At 36.3% G+C, this 20,928-nt stretch carries 14 protein-coding genes; 3 read left to right on the top strand and 11 right to left on the bottom strand.

From position 1 onward, the window contains the following. Nucleotides 1-13 precede the first annotated feature (13 nt). From F1003_RS10940 to F1003_RS10950, 3 genes are all read right to left on the bottom strand, one after another. Entirely contained in the window at nucleotides 14-1,963 is a 1,950-nt protein-coding gene (locus F1003_RS10940) for a S9 family peptidase (RefSeq protein ID WP_155089461.1), read from the bottom strand. 20 nt (nucleotides 1,964-1,983) lie between these two features. Further along, on the bottom strand, nucleotides 1,984-5,208 hold the full coding sequence (locus F1003_RS10945) for a VPS10 domain-containing protein (RefSeq protein ID WP_155089462.1): 3,225 nt from the start codon (nucleotides 5,206-5,208) through the stop codon (nucleotides 1,984-1,986). A gap of 80 nt (nucleotides 5,209-5,288) precedes the next feature. After that, entirely contained in the window at nucleotides 5,289-5,879 is a 591-nt protein-coding gene (locus tag F1003_RS10950; RefSeq protein WP_155089463.1) for a DUF8453 domain-containing protein, read from the bottom strand. A 91-nt stretch (nucleotides 5,880-5,970) separates the two neighbouring features. On the opposite strand from F1003_RS10950, the gene F1003_RS10955 reads away from it, so the two are divergent. Continuing rightward, entirely contained in the window at nucleotides 5,971-7,119 is a 1,149-nt protein-coding gene (locus F1003_RS10955) for a vWA domain-containing protein (RefSeq protein ID WP_155089464.1), read from the top strand. A gap of 85 nt (nucleotides 7,120-7,204) precedes the next feature. After that, nucleotides 7,205-8,662: a MoxR family ATPase gene (locus tag F1003_RS10960; protein ID WP_155089465.1), complete on the top strand. Its 1,458-nt coding sequence runs from the start codon at nucleotides 7,205-7,207 to the stop codon at nucleotides 8,660-8,662. 2 nt (nucleotides 8,663-8,664) lie between these two features. Here the strand turns inward: F1003_RS10960 and F1003_RS10965 are convergent, their stop codons facing one another. Genes F1003_RS10965 through F1003_RS10985 form a run of 5 tightly spaced genes read right to left on the bottom strand, consistent with a single transcriptional unit; the run spans nucleotide 8,665 to nucleotide 14,245 of the window. Next, nucleotides 8,665-9,237: a YdeI/OmpD-associated family protein gene (locus tag F1003_RS10965; protein ID WP_155089466.1), complete on the bottom strand. Its 573-nt coding sequence runs from the start codon at nucleotides 9,235-9,237 to the stop codon at nucleotides 8,665-8,667. A 5-nt stretch (nucleotides 9,238-9,242) separates the two neighbouring features. Next, nucleotides 9,243-10,877 carry a M1 family metallopeptidase gene (locus F1003_RS10970; RefSeq protein ID WP_155089632.1) on the bottom strand — a complete coding sequence of 545 codons (1,635 nt, stop codon included), beginning with the start codon at nucleotides 10,875-10,877 and terminating at the stop codon, nucleotides 9,243-9,245. Nucleotides 10,878-10,900: 23 nt separating this feature from the next. Further along, nucleotides 10,901-11,254, bottom strand: a complete 354-nt coding sequence (locus tag F1003_RS10975) for a hypothetical protein (protein ID WP_155089467.1) — start codon at nucleotides 11,252-11,254, stop codon at nucleotides 10,901-10,903. A gap of 3 nt (nucleotides 11,255-11,257) precedes the next feature. Continuing rightward, nucleotides 11,258-12,604 carry a M28 family peptidase gene (locus F1003_RS10980; protein WP_155089468.1) on the bottom strand — a complete coding sequence of 449 codons (1,347 nt, stop codon included), beginning with the start codon at nucleotides 12,602-12,604 and terminating at the stop codon, nucleotides 11,258-11,260. Nucleotides 12,605-12,637: 33 nt separating this feature from the next. Continuing rightward, on the bottom strand, nucleotides 12,638-14,245 hold the full coding sequence (locus tag F1003_RS10985) for a nuclear transport factor 2 family protein (RefSeq protein ID WP_155089469.1): 1,608 nt from the start codon (nucleotides 14,243-14,245) through the stop codon (nucleotides 12,638-12,640). Between the two features lie 270 nt (nucleotides 14,246-14,515). Between F1003_RS10985 and F1003_RS10990 the strand changes: the two genes are divergently transcribed. After that, nucleotides 14,516-15,355 (top strand): DUF8693 domain-containing protein, encoded by an 840-nt coding sequence (locus F1003_RS10990; RefSeq protein WP_162306961.1) that lies wholly within the window; start codon nucleotides 14,516-14,518, stop codon nucleotides 15,353-15,355. Between the two features lie 75 nt (nucleotides 15,356-15,430). Here the strand turns inward: F1003_RS10990 and F1003_RS10995 are convergent, their stop codons facing one another. The 3 genes from F1003_RS10995 to F1003_RS11005 all read right to left on the bottom strand — a co-directional run bounded on the left by F1003_RS10995 (nucleotide 15,431) and on the right by F1003_RS11005 (nucleotide 20,927). Next, the gene (locus F1003_RS10995; protein WP_155089471.1) at nucleotides 15,431-17,239 is read right to left on the bottom strand and encodes an acyl-CoA dehydrogenase FadE; all 1,809 of its coding nucleotides are present in this window, start codon (nucleotides 17,237-17,239) and stop codon (nucleotides 15,431-15,433) included. Between the two features lie 25 nt (nucleotides 17,240-17,264). Continuing rightward, nucleotides 17,265-18,455: an acetyl-CoA C-acyltransferase gene (locus F1003_RS11000; protein WP_155089472.1), complete on the bottom strand. Its 1,191-nt coding sequence runs from the start codon at nucleotides 18,453-18,455 to the stop codon at nucleotides 17,265-17,267. A 78-nt stretch (nucleotides 18,456-18,533) separates the two neighbouring features. Continuing rightward, nucleotides 18,534-20,927, bottom strand: a complete 2,394-nt coding sequence (locus F1003_RS11005) for a 3-hydroxyacyl-CoA dehydrogenase/enoyl-CoA hydratase family protein (RefSeq protein ID WP_155089473.1) — start codon at nucleotides 20,925-20,927, stop codon at nucleotides 18,534-18,536. Nucleotide 20,928 lies beyond the last annotated feature (1 nt).

Here is a 20,928-nt window from a genome sequence, read left to right on the forward strand (position 1 = left end):
GATTTTATATAAATTATTCAGTCTCAGATTCAATTTTTTTAGATGAGGTTTCACCATCAATAGGTTCATTTTCCTTTTTAAGATGTACATCTAAAAACTCTATAATTTTACTATAGGCTTCAATTTGATTTTCCTTTTTTATAAACCCATGACCTTCATCTTCAAACAATACATACTCAACAGGAACACCGTTTTTTCTAACTCCAGCTACAATTTCATCAGACTCAACTTGTAATACTCTTGGATCCTTTGAGCCTTGAAGCACAATTAGTGGTTTGGTAACTTTATCAGTATGGAATAATGGTGAAATCTTTTTGAGTCGTACAGAATCTGCTGAAAACGGGTCACCCAATTCATCATAAAGTGCTTCTCTAAAAGATTCCCAATATGGTGGAATACTTTTTAAAGTTCGCATCCAATTAGTGACTCCAAAAAGGTTGACACCCACATCAAATTCTTCTGGTGTGTAGGTTAATGCTGCCATGGTCATATAACCACCATAAGAGCCACCAATAATACCAATTTTATCACCATCTATTTCTGGCTGCGTCGCTAACCAGTTTTTACCTTCAACACAGTCTTGTAAATCCTTCTCACCATGGTTTTTGTCATCCATTTGATAGAACGTTTTTCCATAGCCACTACTACCACGATTATTAACGGCAAGAACCGCATAACCTTGGTTGACCATATATTGAATCAATGAACTAAAGTTTTGGCGCGTCTGGCCACCAGGACCACCATGTACCCATACCATAGCTGGCACTTTATTGTCCTCAGAGGCCTGATGTGGTAAGTAATAAATCGCTGGAATCTCAACACCATCAAACGATTTGTAACGAATCACTTTTGCTGTTACCAAATCTTCTGGATTGATCTCTTCGTTAAGTACATTTGTGAGTTTATATTGTTCTTGAGTATCGAGATTATAGGTGTATAAGTCAGAAGGCGAATTTGATCCACCAACATACATACGCATCCATTTTTCGTCGTCATTAAAGCTTACGCTTGTAATACTTTTTCCTTCAAAATCTGGTAAGTCTATTGGTTCCATGGTTTTGGTATCCAATACTTCAATAGCATTTTTACCATCTTCGTTAACGTAAACAACCATATAAGTTCCTTCTGAAGTAAAACCACTGCCCATAATATCCCAAGATTTCTCAATTTCTTTTTTCTTTTCCTTAGTGTTTAAGTCATAAGACATTAAGTATGAAAACTCAGAACCATCATCAGTGGTGTAATAGAGTTTGCTGTTATCCTTCGAAAAGTCCTGAGCCGAATTACCGCTCATGTTATCATTTATCTTGGTAGTTTCCTTGGTTTTAGCATTGTAAATAAATAAATCACTATCGTTGGTATTTACGGTTTTTGACAAAGCGAAATAGTTTTCATCTTCAGACATACCACTAAAATCCATCCCATCGTTGTTTTGGTATAGCATTTCTGATGAATAGTCATCAATAGACATTTTGTAAACATCAAAATACTTAGGGTCTCTTTTATTAGAGCCATAGTACAGATACTTGTCGTCTTTAGACCAACCGTAAAAATTGGCTTTTGCACCTTCTATAGGTGTAATGTTCTTAATGCTACCATCGGTTTCTCTAACAAACAAATGGTCAATTTCATCACCATTGCCATCAGCACTTAATAACATTCTATTATCATTAGGAAAATAGGCATTGGCGAAGTAAGATGTACTATCTGATTGTGTAATCGGAGTCATCTCAACACCTTTTGTAGGTATGGTATAAACGTTATAGATGCCAGAACGGTTACTTGAAATTAAAAGGTTACTATTATCTGGTGAAAAGCTTCCACCTCCCACAGCTTCGTTATCCATAAATTGATTTATGGTATAATTTTGAATGTCGCGCTGCGCTGTCTGTTGTCCTTTTTTGCCTTCTTTACAAGAAAACATGGAAAGCACAATACATAATGTTAAGAATTTTGATTTCATAATTTATTGTTTTTTGATTGTTAGTCGATACTAAACACCTTGGTCTCTTTAAATGGATCCATTTGAATTTGTTTCATTTGGTCTTGGTATTCTTTCCACTCTTTATTAAAGAAACTGTTGGTTTCACCTAGAAGCTTATCTATAGCGTCTTTAGCATGTTTTATTAAGGTCGTCTCAGTAGAGGTTATACCATTTTGACTGTTGTACACATAACTTTGGGCTGTTCTCAATCGCTGTAAAGGTGTTACTTCAGGATTTCTGGTTATCCCTTGGCGCTTATCTATTTTACCTAAATATTTATCAATTAGACTGTCTATGGCTTTTACAGTATTTTTTGAAGCTTCTATCTGTTCTTTATACGTCTCCTTATCTAATTGAGATAGTTCTTTTTTATACTTTTCAGCAATGTCTTTACTTTCTACTAACTGCTCAATGGCATTTGCAACTGTTTCTTGTACTTGCTCAAGTTGTTTAGCCGTAGCATAGACTTCATCAATGTTCTTTTGAGATACATTTAACCTCGGGTCTGATTCTACTTTGATACTAGTTTCAGAAGTTTGATCTCCATAATGCAATACAGCTCTATATGTTCCTGGTTTTACACTGACACCTCCAGATTCTCTGGTCTGTTTTCTGATACGTCTAGATGGTCTGCTTACACCAGCTTCATCCATATACCATGTCCATTTATGGATACCGTTTTCCTTTGGTGCTTTTTGTTTTAACGTTCTGATTAATCGATCTCCATCATAAATTTTAAGTTGAAGTGAGTCCCATTTTACGGTTTTTTCCTTGTCTGAAGTTGAATCCATGTTAGCTTCTTCGTCTTCCATGTTATCATCCTTTGCTTTGTTTTCATCAGTTTTCTTTGGTTGCTCTTTTTTGTTGAATAAGTACGAGAAACGTGCTCCACCACCACGATTTTCACCATGATACATCGCATCAGCACCAAAACGGCTTCCAGTTGGTTGCTGGTAAGCAGCCTGATAAGCTGTTGGTGGATCGAACAATTCAATATTTGAATTCATTATAGATGAATTCTTCGCCATTTCCCTTAATGGTCTAATATCATCCAAAATCCAAGCAGCACGTCCAAAAGTTCCAATAACCAAATCATGTTCTCTTGGATGAATCACCAAATCCTTAACCGAAGTTGTTGGGAAACCTTCTGTCCATTTGATCCATTTTTCTCCAGCATTTAAGGAGACATATAAACCATCATCAGTACCTAAGAACATTAAGTTGGGTTCTTCTAAGTCTTCAACTATGGCTAAAGTGTAACTCTCTACATCATTTTCATCAACGATGCGCTCCCAAGTTTTACCGTAGTTTTTAGTTCTGTACGCATAAGGTGTGTAGTTGAATCGTCTATAATCATTCGCGATTAAAAGGGCCTCACCTTTATTTTTGTTAGATGCTTTTATTTGAGCAATCCAACTCCCTTCAGGCAAACCTTTTATATTTGAAATGTCTGTCCAGTTGTCACCTCCATCTTGAGTGTAATGTACACGACCATCGTCTGTGCCAACCCAAAGCATATCTTTTTCAACAGGTGAAGGTTCTATTACTAAAATCGTAGTATGGTTTTCGGCACCAGTAGCATCCATGGTTAATCCACCACTTTCCGATTGTTTTTGCTTTTCAGGATCGTTGGTAGTTAAATCTGGGGAAATCACTTCCCAAGTTTCACCTTTATCCGTGGATTTGTGAACAAATTGACTTCCGAAGTAAATAGTACTATTGTCAAAAGGATCAATATTTATAGCTGAATTCCAGTTGAACCTTAATGCCACATCCGGATCTGGATGTGTTGGTCGTACACCATAATTATTACCGGTTTTCCAATCGTAACGACTTACAAAACCTTGCTGACTCATAGACCAACCATAACGACTATCGTCTCTGTCTGGTACCACGTCAAAACCATCTCCAAAACTAATTTCTTGCCAATAGCTATTTCTTATGCCTTGTGCGCGCCAAACATAAGCTGGACCTCGCCAAGAACCATTATCTTGCATTCCGCCATAAACATTATATGGAAATTCATTGTCTACATTAATATGGTAGAACTGGGCTACAGGTAGGTTACCAATAAAACGCCAAGTTTTACCACCATCTTTAGTGATGTTCATTCCACCATCATTACCATCTATCATAAAACTACCATCTTCTGGATGAATCCACCACGCATGATGGTCAGGGTGAATGCCGTTACTCACTCCGTAAGCTGGCATAAGTTGTTCAAAATTCTTGCCGCCATCTTCAGAAACATTTACATAAGTAAACACTGAATAGACTCTATTTTCATTTTGAGGGTCAACATAAATTTCCGAATAATAAAACGGACGGTTTCCAATATCATTCTTGTCGTTGATTTTTTTCCACTTAAAACCACCATCTTCACTTTTATAAAGTGCATTCTTTTTGGCCTCCACTAATGCATAAATGATATTCGGCTTGTTTGGAGCAATAGCCACTCCAATTCTACCCAATTCTCCTTTTGGAAACCCATCATCTTCTGTGATTTTTTTCCAAGTTTCACCACCATCGTGCGTGATGTGCAGTCCTGAGCCTTTACCACCTGAATTAAAAAACCAAGGGTCGCGCTTATGTTCCCACATAGCAGCAATGAGCTTATTCGGATTTGTAGGATCCATCACTAAATCGGCAACTCCTGTTTTGTTATTGGCAAAAAGGATTTTGTTCCAGGTTTTTCCTCCATCAGTAGTTTTAAACACTCCACGCTCTGGATGTTCTCCCCAAGGTGAACCGATGGCACCAACATAAACCACATCCGGATTGGTAGGATCTACTATAATCCTATGAATATGCCTTGTGTTTTCAAGACCCATTGCCATCCAACTTTTTCCACCATCGAGCGATTTGTATACACCAAAACCACCATTGAGTGAGTTACGAGGATTCCCTTCTCCTGTACCTACCCAAATAACACTTGGATTGGATTGTTGAATTTCTACAGCACCAATGGATGCCGTTAATTCGTTATCAAAAATAGGTTCCCATTTAATGCCGCCAGAAGTTGATTTCCAAAGGCCACCAGATGCTGTGCCAACGTACATAACATCAGGATTGTTGAGTACAACATCAATTGCCGTAACACGACCAGACATTCCACCAGGCCCAATATTGCGAGGTGCCATATTCTTGACCATGTCCATTGAAAATTCTTGTGCAGAGAGTAGTGCTATGCAGAAGAGCATAACAAGCGTCGATAATTTCTTCATTTGTTTAAGGTTAGTTAACTAAAGCCTTAAAGTTAATGAAAAGATAAGTGCGATTTCTAAAAGAGATGTTAAGGTCTCAATTAATCTTCAACAATTATTGGTATAGGTGTATTGGCGTCATCGTTGGTTAATTTCCAACGTGCTCCGTAAACATCCTCATATTCAATAGAAAAATCAAGATTTTTTTCTGATAACACCTTTTGAAAGCGCTCTCTACCGATATCACTTCTTAGTGTAAAAACATCGATTTGTTTTCCTGCTGGTAATACTAAGCCGTCAGTAAATGTGCTATGTGAATATGGGATTGAGTCCAGACGGTATTCTTCGCTGAAAATATGTTCAAAAAGTGGATCTGTATTGTCGAAGTTATGTTTGTCATCAAAAAGAATGTCAACTTTTTTTACAAATGCCGGGCCAACGCCTCTATTATCAATTATAATTTTAAAATGCTCACCGTTAGAACTGAAATAATAACTTAAATAAGGTAGTACAGTTGCACTTTGTTGCACTTGGATGAGCTTGTTCTCTTCTCTTGCCAAATAGGATTGATACAATAACGCTATAAGAGAAATAACACTAATAAATAAAGCTGAGGTGCTCATTATTTTATCAGTTGTCCAAATGATTTTCTTTTTTGGTTTATCTAAACTTTCATCTATTTCTTCTGACATTTTTGGTTTGTTTTAAGTAAAGTTAATAAAATGTTAGAATATAAAAGTGCTGTATTGTTGACAGGTTAAAAAGCCTTATTTTTATGCTGCAATGAAAGAAAAGTTAAAAAAGTCTGGTTTTATCTTTAAAACCTATGAAGCTCCCAATCAATCACCTTTTGATAAGCTCTTTGAGATCTTCAAGGAATTGATCACATATACTTCGGGTGATTTTGATGAGGCTATAGATTGGTTAAAGCAATTAGACAAAGAATACAAACTGACCACACCAGAGTATACCATAGACGATTTTATTGAAGACCTAAAGAACAAAGGTTATATAAGAGAAGAATTAGACCCAAATGGAGAAGGTGATGGCACTGGTGACGGAAAGGCGAGATTAACTATTACGGCAAAAACAGAACGCGCTATACGTCAACAAGCACTAGACAATATTTTTGGTAAAATAAAACGCAGTGGTTCTGGTAATCATAAAAGTAAAGGTGTAGGACTTGGTGATGAGCATACAGGTGATTTTAGAGCGTATCAATTTGGTGATGCTTTAGACAAAGTATCGATGACCGAAAGTTTGCGTAACGCTCAAATTAATCATGGAATCGGTAATTTCAATCTTACCGAGGACGATTTGGTGGTAGAAGAGACCCTTCACAAAAGCCAGATGAGTACGGTTTTGATGATAGATATTAGTCATAGTATGATTTTATATGGAGAAGATCGTATTACTCCAGCTAAAAAAGTAGCCATGGCATTATCTGAACTGATTACAACGCGCTACCCAAAAGACACTTTGGATATTTTAGTATTTGGAAACGATGCTTGGCCAATTAAAATTAAGGATTTACCTTATCTAAAGGTTGGGCCTTATCATACCAATACCGTTGCAGGATTGCAATTAGCAATGGACATGCTACGAAGAAAGCGTAACACCAACAAACAGATTTTTATGATAACCGATGGTAAACCAAGTTGCTTGCGTATGCCTGACGGTCAGTATTATAAAAACAGTAATGGTTTAGATCCATATATTACCAATAAATGTTATGCTATGGCACAACAAGCAAGGCGTTTGCATATTCCTATAACCACGTTTATGATCGCTGAAGATCCGTATCTCATGCGATTTATTAGAGAATTTACACAAGCCAATAGAGGTAAGGCCTTTTACACAGGACTGATAGGGTTGGGAGAGATGATTTTTGAAGATTACGAAAACAACAGAAAAAAGAGAATTAAAGGATAAATAAAAGCTGTTAGCTTTTAGGTGTTAGCCCTTAGCTCGTGAAGAGTATGCTAACAGCTAAAGGCTAAGAGCCAAAAGCTAGAAAATGAAAGACATAAAAACACTAGGTGAACTAAAAAAAGCAGGTTACCAATCAAAATCTATTAAAGATGAATTAAGAGATAATTTGATTGAGAATATTAAAAACAAAGTGACCACGTTTCAAGGTATTCATGGTTATGAAAACACCGTGATACCTGAATTGGAACGTGCCATTTTATCGCGACATAATATCAATCTTTTGGGATTGAGAGGTCAAGCCAAAACGCGTTTAGCACGTATGATGGTCAATCTTTTGGATGAGTATATCCCAATTGTGGAAGGCTCTGAGATTAATGATGATCCGTTACAACCGATCTCAAGATTTGCTGTTGAATTAATCAATGATAAAGGTGATGACACACCAATTACATGGTTGCATCGCGATGAGCGTTTTGCTGAAAAACTCGCCACACCAGATGTCACGGTAGCAGATATTATAGGTGATGTAGACCCAATAAAAGCGGCGAATTTAAAATTGAGCTATGCCGATGATCGTGTGATTCACTACGGTATGATTCCACGTGCCAACCGTTGCATTTTTGTCATTAACGAGTTACCAGATTTGCAAGCTAGAATTCAGGTGGCATTATTCAATATTTTACAGGAAGGCGACATTCAAATAAGAGGCTTTAAATTACGATTACCCTTAGATATGCAATTTGTGTTTACAGCAAACCCTGAAGATTATACCAATCGTGGGAGTATCGTAACGCCTTTAAAGGATAGAATAGGTTCACAAATCTTAACGCATTATCCAGATTCTGTAGATACAGCAAGAACGATTACCTCGCAGGAAGCCAAGCTTGATGAAAGACAGTCTTCATCGGTGTATGTTCCGGATTTAGCTAAGAATTTATTAGAACAAATCAGTTTTGAAGCCCGCGAAAGTGAATATGTCGATGTAAAGAGTGGTGTAAGTGCACGTATGAGCATTACAGCGTTTGAAAACCTGCTAAGTACAGCTGAGCGACGTGCGTTGTTAGCTGGTGATGAAAATACCACGGTAAGACTTTCAGATTTTATTGGTGTTATTCCATCAATTACTGGTAAGGTAGAATTGGTATATGAAGGGGAGCAGGAGGGCGCTGATTTTGTGGCTAACACACTTATTGATGAAGCAATAAAAACTTTATTTCCTAAGTATTTTCCTAAAATTGAAAAGTTAGAAAAGCAAGGGGAAGAAACACCTTATGATGATTTAATTTCTTGGTTTTTTAATGGAGATGGATTTGAGCTTTTAGATAATTTTGATGATGCTGCATATAAAGCAAAGTTAGATGAAGTAAAACCATTAGATGCCTTACTGGCAGATTATCAACCAGATATCGATAAACGCGATGTTTATTTCGAAAAAGAGTTTATACTTTGGGGCTTGGTTCAGTTCAAAAAACTCAGTAAATATCGTTATTCCGAAGGCCTACAAATAAAAGACCCTTACGGTAGTTATATAAGTGGGTTATAGCTCTACCAAGCATCACGACTCTTAATATTTGCTTCACAGAGCTTTATAATTTCTGAAATTCTTTTTTGCCGTGTGGCTTCCCGTTTTGCACTATGTAACCAAGATAAATAACTTTTTCTATAGCCTTTTGCGAAGTTTTGGTAATTTTCAAAAGCTTTAGGGTTTTTGTCAAAAGCGTCTTGAAGTTCTTTTGGAATGACACCATTTTCAACATCATCCATCTCAGTCCATTTGCCAGATGTCTTAGCGTGTTCAATAACTTTGTAGCCTTGTTCTTGGATTAAGTTGTCTTTCTCAAGTTCTGCAATATATTTTTTATTGAGGGCACTCCAAGTACTTTTGGGATTGCGAGGGCAGAAGTATTGCTTACGCTTTCCTCCACCAAGACTTTTTACTGTGGAATCTATCCAACCAAAACACAATGCCACTTTAACAGCTTCTTCCCAGCGCATGGTTGGGATACCGGTATCTAGTTTATAGAAGATGAGATATACTGCGTCGTGTTTGTCGTGGTTATGAAGAAGCCAATCGTACCAGTCTGTGTCACGTTCAAAATAGAGTTCTGGGAATTCCAATGTATTTAGATTCGTTTAGAATAAATATAATAGTCTCTATCAACTTTAAAGTCTTCACCTTTAATAGCTTTGGTTTTCCATTCCGAGCTTGGGAAAATCCATTCTGTTTTACCACCAATTTCAACTTCTATTGGCATATCGAAATTCTCAACAATATTCATATAACGAAATTTTAGTTCACCATTTTCAATTTTATACTCTAAATTTGGGATGCGAACGTCTCGCAGATACTGGTTAAAAAACGCTGATAAATCTTTATTTGTCTTCTCGCTGATATAATCTTCGATTTGTTTTGTAGTCACGGTCTGATGATAAAAATCTCTATTCAAGCCTCGAAGAATGTCTCTCCATAAGTCGTCATCTTCAATCAATTGTCTTAAGGTGTGCAACATATTGGCACCTTTGTAATACATATCGCTAGAGCCTTCTTTGTTCACATTGTAATAACCAATGAGAGGTCTGTCGTTCTGAATATTGGCCCGTGTACCAATGACATAATCCGCAGACGCTTCTTTACCGTAATAGTAATCTAAAAACAGATTTTCTGAGTAAGCTGTAAATCCTTCGTGAATCCACATATCAGCAACATCCTTATTCGTAATATTATTGGCAAACCACTCGTGGCCACCTTCGTGAATGATAATAAAATCGAACTTTAAGCCCCAACCTGTACGCGATAAATCGCTACCTAAATACCCTTTTCGATACTTATTTCCGTAAGTAACAGAACTTTGGTGCTCCATACCCAAGTAGGGCACTTCAACGAGCTTAAAACTGTCTTCATAAAAGGGATATGGCCCAAACCAATGTTCAAAAGCTTCCATCATTTTTGGTGCATCTTTAAAGTGTTCTTTGGCTTTTTCGAGATTATAGGAGAGTACCCAATAATCCATATCTAATTCGCCTTTTTCACCATCATATACTTCTGAAAAGTTGACATAGTCACCAATATTGATATTAACACTATAATTGTTGATTGGGTTAGACACAAACCAATGCGATTTTAATTTGTCTCCTAAATCTTCGAGTTTGCGTAAACGACCGTTGGAAACATTAGTCAATCCTTTAGGAATGGTTACACTGATTAGCATACTATCCACTTCATCATACATATGATCTTTGTTAGGCCACCAAACACTTGCACCCAATCCTTGATTGGATGTTGCAATAAAGTGCTTCCCGTTTTTATCTTTCTTCCAAGAAAATCCACCGTCCCAAGGTGCGCGTTTGGCTTCACGTGGAAAGCCTTCGTAATGCACCTCTAAAGTATTAATATCACCACTATTTTGATTCTTTTTAAGTTGAACGAAATGTGCATTACCATCATGTTTTACTTCGAGTTCTTTTCCATCTTGAAGTACTTTCAGCATTTGCATTGGTACTTGAAGATCAATTTGCATGACCTGATGCGGTTTTAATACCTTGTATTGAATGGTGTTTTTACCTGAAATGAATTTCTGATTTGGTTTAACTTCAACATCTAAGTGGTAATAGGTTAAATCCCACCATTCGCGCTCTGGAGTAATACTTCCTCTAAGTGTATCTTGTCTTGTAAACTCTGTTTTATCTTGAAGTAACTGTGCTTCTGAGCATGAGAAGCATGTTATAAAACATAGTAATACAATATATTTAAGCGACATGGTTTTATTTGGGTATTTCACTATTAGTTAATTTTTTGTTTTAAATATTTAAAGAACATTGCACTAGCCATGATTAAAGTAGTGCCGAGATATAGGGAACCAAAAATCAAGAGATTATTAAAATTTTGGGTGGCTTCACTAAATTCAGATAATTCTGAAATCAAAGCAAGTACCATAAATAAGGTAAGTAATATAACTATAGTAGAAATCACCAAACCTAATGTGGATTTTTTACCTATAATCTGAAAAGTAAGTAAAGCTAACAACCCAATAGCAAATGGATTGAAGAGGTTAGAGGTCAGCGTCCAATAGTAAAGTACCGAAGCCATTAAAAAGAATTCGGGAATCAATGATTTTAAATGAGCTCTACCCATCATACTTTATCTAATAATCTTATTTGGAAATACCACCACACTTTCATGTCCATCTTTACCAACGGCTGCGACACCAAACAAGAAATTATCAATAACTATTCCCTCTAAAGTAAATTCCGTGACATCACCAACGTATCGACTATGGTCCCAAGTCGGAGAGGTAGTATCTCTCCAATAGATTTTGTAGCCAGTTGCACCATCAACTTTGTTCCATTTTAATTTTGCTGAAGGCTCTACGATACCTCCAATACCAACTTCACTTGGAGCAGGTGGAGCAGAGGCGAGGCTTGCCATAGTGATGGCATTGACCGCAGTTAATTTTTTACAATATGGAAAGTTAACATGCTCAAATGTGTCTCCGTAATCTATTCCGTTTTCGGTTCTAATATCTTGATGTTGTTGTGTATAATTTTCATGCGCTTCCATTATTCTGATGCCGGCAAAGCCAACATCATTAAACGGTCTATGATGTCCACCACGACCAAAACGGTCTAATCTGTAAACCATCATTGGATTCATTTCTGGCATGTAAGTTTCTGTGGTCTTATGCACATAACGTGCCAATTGGCGAGAAATGCCATCGACTTCACCACCATAAAATCGTCTTCCTCGTGCTTGTCTTGCCAATCTTTCAGGAGCCGTTTCGGCGGTTGTAATAGGTTCAGAGAAGATTCGAAACGTTCGGTTGTCAATGACTCCATCAACTCCTTCGATGTTTCCAATCATATCATTATTTAAAACACCAATAATATCCCAGTTATTTTCTTGTGCATATCTTGCCATGCCTTGTCCACCAAATAAGCCTTGTTCCTCGCCAGAAAGACCTAGGTAAACGATACTGCTTTCAAATTTATATTTTGATAATACTCTAGCTGCTTCAATGGCGCCTGCCATACCTGTAGCATTATCGTTGGCACCTGGTGAATCTGACGTGAAATCTGTTGGATCTGATACTCTCGAATCTATGTCACCACTCATAATAATGTAACGGTTTGGGTATTTTGTACCACGTTGAATGGCTACCACATTAACGACCATAACGTCTTTAACAATCCGTTGATTGGTGCCTTTAGCAACCAAATCTTTTTGAAAGAACACTTCTAGGCAATCGTTACAATCTTTAGAAATATTATCAAATTGTGATTTTATCCACCGACGAGCCGCACCAATACCTCTTGTATCTGAAAGTGTATCGCTGAGCGTGTGTCTAGTACCGAAATCCGCCAAGGTTTTTACATCGTTGCGTAACCTTTCTTCTGAAACGGCTTCAATGATATCGTAGATTTTTGGATCCGTTTGAGCAATCAGTAGAATAGAAAATGTTAAGAATATTATAGTAATTAAATTTTTCATTTGATTTTTTTGAGAATTAATTTATACTAAGTTTTATTGAACAAAGGTAACTTTAGAAATTAAACCATCATTAACTTCGTAGATAGCGATGGCGTAAAATGTTTGACCATTAATTATAACTTTTTCCTTATCTATGACTTTATTGCCAAGGACTATTCTGTTAACAATTTCAGCATTTAGATCTGGTGTTTGTTGAAAAAATAATCCATATTCTGTTTTTAGAGCCGATAGACCTTCTAAAGTAATTGTCTCTGGTAGTTTGTACAGTTTTATATCCTCAGTATAAGTTTCAACAAAGCCTTTGATGTTTCTTTCATTGTATTTTTCTAATTGTTTATTCACAATAATTTCTGGGTTTGAGGATGTGTTTTTATTCCGAATGAAGGTCATGGATTTTATTTTTTCTCTTTCAACTTCATAAATTGTGGCTTGTCTAATCGTCATATTATTAATGGTCACTAATTCCTCATCAATAACAATATTGTCTAAAGCCATGCGATTTAGGACTTTTACATGTGCCTTCGCATAATTATTAAAGAAGTTCTTATAGTTTTCCTCAAGTGTATTTATGCCAGCATACATTGGCTCGTTTGGAAATTGATTAACCTCGACGTTATAAGCAAAGGCATCAACAAATTCATCCAAATTCTTATTATTAAAGGGCTCTATATGTTTTTGTACAATGTCTTCAGCTTTTACCTCTGTAATTATTGTGTCTGTGTTTGGGTTTTCAGTGTTTATATTTTCAGGCAAGTGAGTTGCGGAATTATCATTAATGGTATCTGTTTCGGCTGCGATTAAGAGCTTTGTTGCTTGGTTATTAACCGCTAAACGTGAAATATTTGTAATTCCATAAGAAGACAAGTCAGCGACTTTTTTCCAATTATTGTCTTGTTTTAGTGTTAATTTATATAGTATTTCTTCCTTTCCTGTAATTATAGTTTTGTTATCTAACCAACAAATATCTTCTACACCCTCAATCGTATAAGCGATGAGTCTTGTTCTACCTGTTTGAGGATTTAAAGATCTTATCTGCCATTGTTTATCATTTTCCTTGTAAATAAAACTTACTAAATTAGAGTTGGGTATTTTATGAAATGAGCGTCCAACATTGGTAGCATATCTTTCACTTTTACCATTTGTTATATCAGTTACATATAGGTTGAGTTTTTCATCTTCAATTACAGCAGAAACAATAGTATTCTCATTACACCAAGTATAATAGGCAACTACTAGATCTTCTATAAGTTCAGTAGATTCACCATTGCCTAAATTATAGGAATACAAACGTTGTTTTCCGTCTGTATCTAATCTTACTGCAGAAACAGCGTTTTTATTAGGAATTTTTATTGGCGTATATTCCCCTCCTTCAGTTGAGTTAATGAAAATTTTTGCTTTATAGTTAATTTGGTATTGTGCAATATCGGTTTGTCCATTTCTGGTTGAGGCATATAATATTTTTTCATCATCGATAAACGATGGTTGATTATCATAACCTTTGTTGTTCGAAATATTTTTACCGTTTTTAACTTCAATTTTTTCACCATTGTTCTCAAGATCAAAGTAAAAAATTTCTGTTTCAGATTGTGAATGAACAACAGTAATAAGCGAGGTGCACAGGGTTAAAAATAAATATTTCATCAGATAGCAAGATTGATTGTTTAAATATAGTAATTATCTGAGTTAAAAAAACGAGGATAGGTTTAATTACTACAACAAAATTTATCATAATATTTTTAATGTTATATAGCTAAATATGCTATAAACACGCAATCAGGCTATTATTACGCTTCATCGATAAAAATTACATAGCTATGAGTTTTAACGATTTATCGTACTTTTTACAGAAGCAATGTTGATACACAAAGAATATTCAGTTTGTTTGTATAGATGAATTGTAAAAACCTACTTATGAAAACTTCTACGCTTAAAATAGTATTTAGACTAGTACTAGTTTCTATTATTTTTATTGGAGAGTCATTTGCGAAAGATAGAGCTACATATGATAGTTCTTACTCAGCAAGTGAAAAGTCTTCATACTTTAATTCTCCTGACGACAATAGACGTAAGATTCGATTAGGTTTTACAGCACCAAGCACTATGCACAGACAGTTGCTTTTAACAGAGGATGAAAATGCTACTTCTGGCATAGATTGGGGATATGATGGTGAGTATTATGAAACAGAATATGATGACATGTATTGGTTAATTGAAGGTCAGTTATTTACCATTCAAGGTACAAATGTTGTAGATGAAACATCAAATTTTCCTCTAGGATTTCACACCAATGATGACGGTATGAATAGTATTGGTATTGATGCGCTAGAAAATATTTCTGGAGATTTCAACCTATATATATTTGATAAAGAGCTTGAAGTTTACCATAACTTAAGAGATAGTGATTATGAGTTTTATGCAGATGCAGGTGAATACTTTGATCGCTTTGAATTGGTTTTTAGAGTCCCTGTAGAATCTTCTCCTGATTTACCTAAAGATGAGAGTGAAATAACTGATTTTAGTATTTATTACAACAGTGCCTCAAACATCTTAACGCTCAATAGTCCTTCTAATACCATATTAAAGGAGTTGTTTATCTATAGTATTTCAGGCCAATTAATTTACAGCCAATCATTAGATGAAAACACATCTAAACAAGAAATTCGTTTTAATAATCAACGCGCTAAAGGCACTTATATTATCTTAATTGAAACAGATCAAGGTACTGTTTCTGAAAAGACCATACTATATTAAGCTAGTAGTTTTTAAAATAAATAAAAAAAGCCAATTCAATTGAATTGGCTTTTTCATTTCTAACTTAAACTTAATTTAAAAGCAGTACTTATTTTCTGCTTTTACTCTTTCAGCAATCTCGTTTCTTAAGTCAACGATGTCCGGATAATTTTGATATTTTGTATAACGCTTTAAGCCCATAAGCATCATACGTTGCTCATCGCCTTCAGCGAAAGAAATAATACTTTCTTTACCTTTATCTTCAACGGTATTTACAGCGTTATATAAATACAGTTTAGACATTGCAATTTGAACAGATTGCGCATCCTCACCATAGCGCTTTGCGTTCTTCTCAGTTCTTAAAATTGCAGACTCTGCCATATAGATTTCAATTAATATATCTGCAGCAGCAATCAATAATTGTTGATGTTTTTCCATCTCAGGGCCAAATTTCTGTACAGCAGCACCAGCTACCATTAAGAATACCTTTTTAAGTTTTGCTACCATTTCCTTTTCTTCAGAAAACAATTCTGAATAATCTGGTGTATCAAACGAAGGAATACCCATTAATTCTTCTTGAACAGCTTTTGCAGGACCTAAAAGATCTACGTGCCCTTTCATAGCTTTCTTCACCAACATACCAACAGACAACATTCTGTTGATTTCATTTGTACCTTCATAGATACGGGCAATACGAGCATCTCTCCAAGCCGCTTCCATTGGTGTTTCTTCAGAGAATCCCATTCCACCAAAGATTTGAATACCTTCGTCTGCACAATTTTGTACATCCTCCGAAACAGCCACCTTTAATATTGAGCACTCAATAGCATATTCCTCAACACCTTTAAGTTCTGCTTCTTGATGAGAATTACCTGCAGCTTCTCTAATAGCTATGCGATCTTCGATGTTCTTTGCAGCTCTATATGTTGCAGATTCACCAGCATAAGCATCAGCAGCCATTTTGGCTAATTTCATTTTTATAGCACCAAAGTCAGCGATAGGAGTTTTAAATTGTTTACGTTCATTAGCATAGTTAACAGCAGTAGTAAGTATTCTTCGTTGAGAATCTAAACAAGCTGCAGCTAATTTTATACGACCAACGTTTAAGGCATTCATTGCAATCTTAAAGCCTTCGCCACGACCTGCTAACATATTTTCAACTGGCACAACTGTGTCATTAAAGAATACTTGGCGCGTAGAACTCGCTCTAATACCTAATTTATGTTCCTCTTCTCCTAAAACAATACCATTCGGATTCTCTGGGTCGTACTCAACTATGAATCCAGTAATGTTTTTATCATCTTCAATACGCGCAAAAACGATCATCAAACTACAGAAACCTGCGTTTGAAATCCACATTTTTTGCCCATTGATTTTATAAGCTTTTCCGTCTTCTGTTAGCTCTGCTGTAGTTTTACCTGAGTTCGCGTCGGAACCTGCTCCTGGTTCAGTTAAGCAATAAGCACCAAACCACTCACCAGTCGCTAGTTTAGGAACATACTTTTGTTTTTGCTCTTCTGTACCATAAAGTGTAATTGGCATAGTGCCAATACCTGTATGAGCGCCAAAAGCCGTACTGAAAGAACCTGTACCAGATGAAATGTAATCACATGTTAAACATGTAGAAACAAATCCCATGCCTAAACCTCCATAGGCTTCAGGAACTGCAACACCCAAAAATCCTAATTCACCGGCTTTACGCATCACTTCTTCAGTAAGCGCATAATCTTTAGCTTCAAATCTGTCTTTATGTGCAATAATTTCACGGTCATTAAATTCCATAACCGCTTCTTTCATCATTTTTTGCTCCTCAGAAAAATCTTCAGGAGTAAAAACGTCTTCACATTTTGTTTCTTTAACTAAGAATTGACCTCCACGAAGGATATCTTTTTCAATTGCTTCCATTTTATAAGTATTGTATTAAGTTCTTTTAATTTAAAAATTCAAATATCCCACAAGCACCTTGTCCTGTACCAACACACATGGTTACTGCACCATATTTCCCTTTCATGTCGCGCTTACGCATTTCATCAAATAATTGTACAGAGAGTTTAGCTCCAGTACATCCAAGTGGATGACCTAAAGCGATAGCACCACCATTAACGTTAATGATGTCAGGATTTAAGTCTAATTCTCTAATTACAGCTAGAGATTGTGATGCAAATGCCTCATTTAATTCAATCAGTTCTAAGTCCTCTTGTTTTAGGCCTGCTAACTTCAATGCCTTTGGAATGGCCTTTACTGGACCGATACCCATTATTCTAGGTTCAACACCAGCCGCAGCATAATTTACAAGTCGTGCTATAGGCTCTATACCTAACTCTTTAACCATATCTTCGCTCATCACCATAACAAAGGCTGCACCATCACTCATTTGAGAAGAGTTCCCTGCGGTAACACTACCGCCTTGGGCAAATACAGCTCTTAATTTTGCTAAAGCTTCTTTATTAGTTCCTTTACGCGGACCTTCATCTTTTGTTACAGTATAAGATCTTGTTGCCTTTTTTCCATTGTCATCAATATATGTTTCGTCAACAGTGATTGGTACAATTTGATCTTGAAAACGATCTTCCTCCTGTGCTCTTAAAGCTTTCATATGTGAATTGTACGCAAACTCATCTTGGTCTTCACGAGAGACATTGAATTGCTTAGCAACCGCTTCAGCCGTGTTTCCCATTCCCCAATAATATTCTTCGTGACCAGCTTTTACAGTATCATAGTTCAATTCTGGTTTAAAACCTGTCATTGGTACGGAACTCATACTTTCAGACCCGCCTGCAATGATACAATCGGCCATTCCGGCTTGAATTTTTGCTGTGGCAATTCCAATCGTTTCAATTCCCGAAGAACAAAAACGGTTTACGGTTACACCAGGTACGTCAACACTGTTCAATCCTATTAAGGAGATAAATCGTCCCATGTTTAATCCTTGCGAACCTTCTGGCATTGCATTACCAACAATAACATCGTCAATTCTTGAGACATCAAGGTTTGGTAATTCTTTCATCATATGCTGAATGGTTTCAGCTCCAAGTTCGTCAGCTCTTTTAAATCGGAATACACCTTTTGGTGCTTTACCAACTGCTGTTCTGTATGCTTTTACTATATATGCTTGTTTCATAATTTTGATTTTTTAGATAATTAGATTTTTAGACTTTTTAGATTTCTAACATTCTAGAAATCTAACCTTCTAAGGGGTCTAATTACGTAACGGTTTTCCTGTTTTTAACATATGCTGAATACGTTCTAACGTTTTACGTTCTGTACACAATGACAAAAATGCTTCGCGTTCTAGATCTAATAGATACTGCTCGCTTACTAAAGTTGGCTCGGATAAATCTCCACCAGCCATCACATATGCCAATTTATTGGCGATTTTTTGGTCATGCTCACTGATGTAGTTACTGTCTTCCATAGAATCTGTACCTACTAAGAACATACCTAAAGCTTGTTTCCCCAATACTTTAATGTCTTTACGTTTTACAGGTTGTGTATAGCCTGCGTCAGCTAATAATTTTGCATGAGCTTTAGCCGTTGCTATTTGTCTGTCTTTATTTACAACAACAATATCTTTTCCTTTTTGAAGGATACCTAAATCAAAAGCTTCGTAAGCTGAAGTCGCTACTTTAGCCATTCCGATAGTTAAGAAATATTCTTGAAGCACATTCAATTCAACATCACCTTTTCTAAAAGTGTCTTGAGCTCTTAAGGCCATTTCTTTAGAACCTCCACCACCAGGAATAACTCCAACACCAAATTCAACGAGACCGATGTAAGTTTCTGCTGCAGCTACTACTTTGTCCGCATGCATGGATAATTCACATCCTCCACCAAGTGCCATACCATGAGGTGCAGCTATAGTTGGAATGGCTGAATAACGCATTCGCATCATTGAATCCTGGAAATATTTAATAGCCATGTTTAGCTCATCATACTCTTGTTCTGCAGCCATCATAAAAATCATGCCTATGTTGGCTCCAACTGAGAAATTTGCCGCTTGGTTACCAACGACCAATCCTGCGAAATCTTTTTCGGCAATGTCGATAGCTTTATTCAGACCAGCTAGGACGTCAGCACCTATAGTATTCATTTTTGATTGGAACTCTACATTAAGAATGCCATCTCCTAAATCTTCTACTACAACTCCAGAGTTTTTAAAGACCTCGTTTGATTTTCTAATATTATCAAGGATGATAAAACTATCTTGACCTGGGATTTTTTGTTGTGCTTTTGAAGGAATGTCATAGGCATAAGTCGCACCATTCTTTACGGTGTAGAAAGACTTGCTGCCAGATTCCAACATTTCATTGACCCAAGCATTAGGCTCTAAACCTTCAGCTTTCATCATTTCTATACCAGCTTCAACACCTATGGCATCCCAAATTTGAAAAGGACCGTGTTCCCATCCAAATCCAGCTTTCATAGCGTCATCTATTTTGTATAGATCATCAGTGATTTCTGGTATTCTATTAGATACATAAGCAAATAGCGCAGCGAAACTCTTTCTATAGAATTCACCGGCTTTATCTTTTCCTTTTACCAAAACCTCAAAACGATCAACAACCTTATCAATAGTTTTGGTCAATTCTAAAGTTGCAAATTTTGCGCGTTGCTTTTCTCTATACTCTAAGGTGTTAAGGTCTAAGGCTTTAATTTCCTTTCCTTCTTTTTTGTAGAATCCTTGTCCGGTTTTACTTCCTAACCATTTATTTTCTACCATGGTATTGATGAAATCGGGAAGTACGAATAATTGGTTACGTTCATCATCAGGACAGTTTTCTTTAATACCATTTGCCACATGAACCAAAGTGTCCAATCCAACAACATCAACCGTTCTGAAGGTTGCTGATTTTGGTCGACCTATAACTGGTCCAGTTAGTTTATCAACTTCTTCAACGGTAAGATCCATATCCTTTACAGTATGGAATAAGCTCATAATACTAAAGATCCCGATTCGGTTACCGATAAAAGCAGGAGTGTCTTTGGCAACTACAGAGGTTTTTCCAAGGAATTTCTCACCGTATTCATTTAAGAAATCTAAAACGTCTTGATCTGTTTTTGGTCCAGGAATTATCTCGAATAATTTTAAGTAACGTGCAGGATTAAAGAAGTGAGTGCCACAGAAATGCTTCTGAAAATCTTCGCTACGACCTTCACTCATAAACTTAATAGGAATACCAGATGTGTTTGATGTAATTAACGTTCCTGGTGTTCTATGCTTTTCTAGTTTTTCAAAAACCTGTTGTTTAATGTCTAAACGTTCAACAACGACTTCCATAATCCAATCAACATCAGCAACTTTAGCGATATCGTCTTCAAGATTACCTGTTGTAATTCTATTTTTGAAAGACGGATGATAGAGTGGAGCAGGCTTGGATTTAATGGAAGCGGTAAGTGCATCGTTTACTAAACGATTTCTTACTGCTTTGTCTTCTAAGGTTAAACCTTTTGCTTTCTCCTTTTCATTTAATTCTCTCGGAACAATGTCCAATAAAAGTACATCAACACCAATATTGGCAAAGTGGCAAGCAATGCCGCTTCCCATAATACCTGAACCAATAATAGCTATTTTATTTATTCTTCGTTTACTCATC

The sequence above is a fragment of the Winogradskyella ouciana genome, from assembly GCF_009709615.1.
Classification (GTDB): domain Bacteria; phylum Bacteroidota; class Bacteroidia; order Flavobacteriales; family Flavobacteriaceae; genus Winogradskyella; species Winogradskyella ouciana.